Genomic DNA, 5567 nt, shown 5'->3' with positions numbered 1-5567 from the left:
AGCCCGTACAGCGGCGGCTACGGGCCTTCCACGCCCCCTCCGGCCCCCCAGGCCTACGCGACGCCCGCGTACGGGGACACGGCCGCCTACGCGGCTCCCTCGGCGCCCGTCGGCGCCACCGGCGGTGCCGGCTCGGGCGGGAAGAGCAACAAGCCGGTGCTCATCGGCTCCGGCGTCGTCGCGGTGCTCGCGGTCATCGGTGTGATCGCCGCGATCGTGCTCAACGGCGGCAAGGACGACGACAAGAACCAGGCCGGCGGCACCGGTGGCCAGAGCGCCGCCCCGGCCCCCGCCGACCCCGGCGGCGGCAACGGCAGCACCGGCGGCTCGGCCGGCGGCGCGGGCACCGCGGGCGGCTCGACCGGCGGCAACGCCAACGGGACCGGCAAGGGCACCGGTAACGGCAACGCCAATGGGAACGGGAACGGCAACGCGAACGGCGCCCAGACGAAGGTCAAGGAAGGCGACAAGTCCAAGACCATCGAGCCGGACAAGTGCACCAAGGCCTACGACAACTTCCAGGACAAGACCAAGAAGAGCTCTCCGGACTTCAAGTACATCTACGTCGACTCGGTCAAGGAGTGCCTCCAGGCGGCGGGCTGGAAGTACCGCGTCGACAAGGTGAACGAGAACACCTGGGGCAAGGGCACCGTGATGACCCAGCAGCCCCAGTCGGGCGACCCGTTCGACCCGAAGACCGACCAGTTCGTCCTGACCGTGTCGACGGGCGAGTCGGGCTCCTGACGCCATAACGGTTCCCCGACGGGTCCCCGCACAACGGTCACCCGCCGAAGCGCGCGAAGGCCGGCCGGCACAGAGAATGTGCCGGCCGGCCTTCGCGCGTCACGGGAACGGAGTTACAGATACGGGCCCGAGCGGGCGCCGCCGTGCTGATGGCCCTCGTGGTCGTCGTCGACGGAGATGCCGGGCGGCAGGGCCCGCCGCATCTGCTCCAACTGGGCGCGGGCGGCCATCTGCTGGGCGAACAGCGTGGTCTGGATGCCGTGGAAGAGCCCCTCCAGCCAGCCGACGAGCTGGGCCTGCGCGATCCGCAGCTCCGCCTCGGTGGGAATCGTCTCGTCGGTGAAGGGAAGCGACAGCCGCTCCAGCTCCTCCACCAGCTCGGGCGCGAGGCCGTCCTCCAGCTCCTTGACCGAGCTGTGGTGGATCTCCTTGAGACGGACCCGGCTCGCCTCGTCGAGAGGAGCCGCCCGGACCTCCTCCAGCAGCTGCTTGATCATGCTGCCGATGCGCATGACCTTGGCGGGCTGTTCCACCATCTCCGTCACCGGGACCTCGCGCGGCTCGTCGTCGCCCTCCCCGCCGCCGGGGCTGGCGCTGCCGAGAGCCATGCCGTCCGGTCCCACGACCAGGACGTGCGGGCTCTCCTGCGACCGTTCATTCCTCGGCATATCCATGCCGCCATTCTCTCGCACAGGTGATTTCCCCCTGGTGATGCCCTCGTACACGCCTGATCCACCGTGGGGGGCGCGTGGAAGCACCCGGCGTTTGCGGCTATCTGCGCCGCAGACGGAGCGCGATGAATCCCAGCCCCAGTCCCGTCAGCGTCATTCCGGTTCCCAGCGGGAGCACCCGCATCACCCGGTCCGTCTCCCCGGCGGCCTCCCGTCGCCCCGGCGCGGGGGCGGCGCCGCCCGGCGCGTACGAGGGCGCCCGGTGCCCCTCCGCCCCCGCCGGAGTCTCCGCGCCCGCGGCCGGCCGCCCGCCGGGCGTGTCGGGGGAGGCCCCGGCGACGGCGGACGGCGGTATCCCCGTACGGCCGGGGTGCCCGCGCCCCTCGCCCGCGACGGTGCCGGCCAGCAGCCCGGCCACGGGGGAGGGCGGCGCGGACGGGAACACCGTGGTCGTCGTGGCCACGGACGGGACCGAGGACGCCGGGGCCGTCGGCTCCCGGTCGTCGGCCCACGCCGGCGAGGGGACCGCCAGGGCCGTCGATATCGTCAGGGCCGTCGATATCGCCAGCGTCATCAGCGTCGTCAGCCCGGGAATCGTCAGCCCGGTAAGGGGCGTCCTTCGCGGTCGGCTGGTCGGTCCGGTGCTCATCGTCGCCGGCCTCCGTACGGGAGACCCCCCTACGGACCCCTCCACCCTCACACGCCGCCCGGCGCGGGGCGCGCTGGACGGCATGCGCGGGTGAACGGTCAGACGGTCAGCAGGACCTTCCCGACGTGCGCGCTGTCCTCCACCACGCGATGGGCGGCCGCCGCGTCCGTCATCGGCATGGCGCGGTCGACCACCGCCCGCACCCGGCCGCCCGCGATCAGCGGCCACACGTGTTCGCGCACCGCCGCCACGATCGCGGCCTTCTCGGCGAGCGGGCGGCCGCGCAGCGAGGTCGCCGTGATCGCCGCGCGCTTGGCGAGCAGCTTGCCCAGGTCCAGTTCGCCCTTGCGGCCGCCCTGGAGGCCGATGATGGCGAGCCGGCCGTTGACGGCCAGGACGTCGAGGTTCCGCTCCAGGTACTTGGCGCCGATGATGTCGAGGATGACGTCCACGCCGATGCCGCCGGTGAGTTTGCGCAGCTCCTCGACGAAGTCCTGTTCGCGGTAGTCGATGAGGATGTCCGCGCCCAGCTCCCGGCAGCGCTCCAGCTTCTCCGCCCCGCCCGCCGTGACCGCGACGCGCGCGCCGACCGCCTTGGCCAGCTGCACGGCCATGGTGCCGATGCCGCTGCCGCCGCCGTGGACCAGGAAGGTCTCACCGGGATGCAGATGGGCGACCATGAAGACGTTCGACCAGACCGTGGCCGTGACCTCGGGCAGCGCCGCCGCCGAGACCAGGTCCATGCCGTCGGGCACGGGCAGCAACTGCCCCACCGGGACACAGACCTTCTCCGCGTAGCCGCCGCCGGCCAGCAGCGCGCACACCTCGTCGCCGACGGCCCAGCCGCTCACCCCCGGGCCGAGGGCGGCGATCCGGCCGGAAACCTCCAGGCCCGGGTAGGGGGAGGCGCCGGGGGGCGGGTCGTAGAAGCCCTGCCGCTGGAGCAGATCGGCGCGGTTGACACCGGCGGCCACGACCTCGACCAGGACCTCTCCCCCGCCGGGCGCGGGGTCGGGGACCTCGGCCCAGACGAGGGCCTCGGGTCCGCCGGGTACGGGAATGGTGATCGCATGCATGACCGCGAGGCTACTCCGGGGGCCGCCGACCGCCGGGGGACGCGCGGCGGTTCGTACAGCGGTTTGTACGGCGGTTCGTACGGCGGTTCACACGGAGGCGCGTCCCGCTCCCGGTCACTCCTCCGGTGCCACCGGGCGGGCCCGGACGATCGTGATCAGCCGGTCCGTGGCCTTCAGGGGGCTGGCCTCGGGGTCGTCGTAGCCGAGCAGCCGGTGGCCGCGCAGCACGGAGACGACCAGGTCGTCCGTGTCGCGCACGCCCCTCCCCACCTCGGCCTTGACCACGGGGCGTTCGACGAGGTCGAGGCCGCTGCCCTGCTGGATGAGGTCCTCCATGACCGTCCCCGCGCTGGGGCTGATCACGGACATGCCCAGCAGCCGGCCGGCGGCGCTCGCGCTGGTGATGACCGCGTCCGCGCCGGACTGCCGCAGCAGCGGGGCGTTCTCCTCCTCGCGCACGGCGGCCACGATCTTGGCGCCCCGGTTGAGCTGGCGGGCGGTGAGGGTCACCAGGACGGCCGTGTCGTCGCGCTGGGTGGCGACGATGACCTGACGGGCCTTCTGGATCTCGGCGCGCAGCAGGACGTCGCTGCGGGTGGCGTCGCCGATGACGCCCGCGTAGCCGAGGGCGGTGGCCGCCTCGACGACCTTGGGGTTGGGGTCGACGACGACGATCCGGTCCTTCTCCCGGGCCTGCCCGCCCGCGCAGAGGGCCTGTACGGCCGAACGGCCCTTGGTGCCGAAGCCGACGACGACGGTGTGCTCGCGCAAGGCGGACCTCCAGCGGGCCAGCCGCCACTGCTCGCGGGTGCGCTCGGTGAGGACCTCGAGGGTGGTGCCGACCAGGATGATCAGGAACAGGACACGGAGCGGCGTCACGAGCAGGATGTTCGACAGCCGGGCGCTGTCGCTGTACGGGACGATGTCGCCGTATCCGGTGGTGGACAGGGTGACGGTGGAGTAGTAGACGGCGTCGAGGAAGTCGACGCTGCCGTCGGCGTTGTCGTGGTAGCCGCCGCGGTCGCCGTAGACGATGGCGACGGTGGCGACCATGACCAGCAGCGCGAGCAGCAGTCGCCGGCCCACCTGCCGTATCGGGGCCACGGTGTAGCGGGGCAGACGGATGCGGGAGTCGGTCGCGTGCCGGTCCTGCGTCTGCCGGTCCTGCGTCTGCCGGTCCTGCTGCGGCTCGTGCTCGGGGAGCTTCACCGGTCGCCCTCCCAGGGGAGGGCGAGGAGCTCGGCCTCGCGGGCCGGGCCCGGACCGCCCGGCGGCACGACGGCCAGCGCGTCGGCGGCGGCCAGGCCGCGCAGCATGGCGGGGCCGTGGAAGCGCAGCGGCCGGGCGTACCCCTCGGGCGTACGGACCACGGGCACCAGCCGGGTACTGGTGGCGTGGCAGGGCACGTCCTCGGTGAGCGGGGCCCGGCACGGCCGCCGCGCGGCACGGCCGGCGAGCGTCCGCAGCAGCGGCTCGGCCAGCGTCAGCAGACCGGCGACTGCGGCGAGGGGATTGCCGGGCAACCCGACCAGATGCCGGCCGGGCGCGAGGCGCGCGAGCAGCATCGGATGCCCCGGGCGCACCGCGACCCCGTCGACCAGGGGCTCGGCGCCCAGCAGGCGCAGGGTGGGGCGCACATGGTCGACGGGCCCCGCGGCCGTGCCGCCGGTGGTCAGCACGAGGTCGGCGTCCGACGCCTCCAGGGCTGTGCGCAGCGCCGCGGCGGTGTCGCCGAGGCGGCGGGTGGCCACGACCTCGGCGCCGAGAGCGTTCAGCCAGGGCCCGAGCATGGGCCCGAGCGCGTCCCGGATCCGCCCGTCGTGCGGCAGCCCCTCGCGGAGCAGCTCGTCCCCGAGGACGAGCACCTCGACCCGGGGCCGGGGCACGACCGGCACCTCGTCGTACCCGCTGGCCGCCGCCAGCCCGACCACGGCGGGCGTCACGACGACCCCGGACGGCAGCAGCTCGTCCCCCTCCCGGCACTCCTGCCCCCGGGGCCGCACGTCCTGCCCCTGCGTCAGATGCCGGTCGGCGTACAGCTCCTCGTGCGGCCGTACGACGCCGTGCTCGAACCGCAGCACAGCGGTGGCACCGGGGGGAACCGGGGCGCCGGTCGCGATGCGCACTGCCTCGCCGTCGCTCAGCCGCACGTCACCGCCCTGCCCGGCGAGGATGCCGCGGTGACCCCGCTCGGTGAGCAACCGCCAGGGCCCGGGCCCGGCGACGGCCCAGCCGTCCATCGCGGAGGTGTCGAACGAGGGCAGGTCGGTGAGCGCGACAAGCGGCTCCGCGAGCGTCTGCCCCGCGGCCTCGTGGAGCGGCACGCTCCGGGCGGCGCCCCCCTTCCGCCCCGCCGCCCGCGCGGCAACCTTCCGCGCGACATCCCAGGGGACGGCGGACGGATGCCCGGGACGACTGTCCCGGGGG

General features: G+C 74.1%; 6 protein-coding genes. 1 reads left to right on the top strand and 5 read right to left on the bottom strand.

All coding sequences use genetic code 11. From position 1 onward, the window contains the following. Positions 1 to 744 (top strand): PASTA domain-containing protein (locus tag K6I33_RS31010; protein ID WP_229357873.1); only part of this gene is annotated, 744 nt, incomplete at its 5' end. A gap of 113 nt (positions 745 to 857) precedes the next feature. Here K6I33_RS31010 and K6I33_RS31005 read toward each other — a convergent pair. The 5 genes from K6I33_RS31005 to K6I33_RS30985 form a co-directional block, all read right to left on the bottom strand. Further along, positions 858 to 1418, bottom strand: a complete 561-nt coding sequence (locus K6I33_RS31005; protein ID WP_275126816.1) for a bacterial proteasome activator family protein — start codon at positions 1416 to 1418, stop codon at positions 858 to 860. Positions 1419 to 1515: 97 nt separating this feature from the next. Beyond that, the gene (locus K6I33_RS31000) at positions 1516 to 2064 is read right to left on the bottom strand and encodes a hypothetical protein (protein ID WP_229357872.1); all 549 of its coding nucleotides are present in this window, start codon (positions 2062 to 2064) and stop codon (positions 1516 to 1518) included. A 98-nt stretch (positions 2065 to 2162) separates the two neighbouring features. Further along, positions 2163 to 3140: an NAD(P)H-quinone oxidoreductase gene (locus K6I33_RS30995; RefSeq protein ID WP_229357871.1), complete on the bottom strand. Its 978-nt coding sequence runs from the start codon at positions 3138 to 3140 to the stop codon at positions 2163 to 2165. 114 nt (positions 3141 to 3254) lie between these two features. After that, positions 3255 to 4349 (bottom strand): TrkA family potassium uptake protein, encoded by a 1095-nt coding sequence (locus K6I33_RS30990; protein ID WP_374286241.1) that lies wholly within the window; start codon positions 4347 to 4349, stop codon positions 3255 to 3257. Continuing rightward, positions 4346 to 5567 (bottom strand): molybdopterin molybdotransferase MoeA (locus K6I33_RS30985; RefSeq protein ID WP_229357870.1); only part of this gene is annotated, 1222 nt, incomplete at its 5' end. The genes K6I33_RS30985 and K6I33_RS30990, both read right to left, overlap by 4 nt.

The sequence above is a fragment of the Streptomyces sp. UNOB3_S3 genome, assembly GCF_020740895.1.
GTDB lineage: Bacteria > Actinomycetota > Actinomycetes > Streptomycetales > Streptomycetaceae > Streptomyces.
The sequence above is the reverse complement of the archived record's forward strand: the minus strand, read 5'-3'. Positions and strand labels throughout refer to the sequence as shown.

What these genes read in the sequence shown, in the direction of transcription:
- K6I33_RS31005 (WP_275126816.1), bottom strand. Translation starts at nt 1,418, where the DNA reads ATGGATATGCCGAGGAATGAACGGTCGCAGGAGAGCCCGCACGTCCTG.
- K6I33_RS31000 (WP_229357872.1), bottom strand. Translation starts at nt 2,064, where the DNA reads ATGAGCACCGGACCGACCAGCCGACCGCGAAGGACGCCCCTTACCGGG.
- K6I33_RS30995 (WP_229357871.1), bottom strand. Translation starts at nt 3,140, where the DNA reads ATGCATGCGATCACCATTCCCGTACCCGGCGGACCCGAGGCCCTCGTC.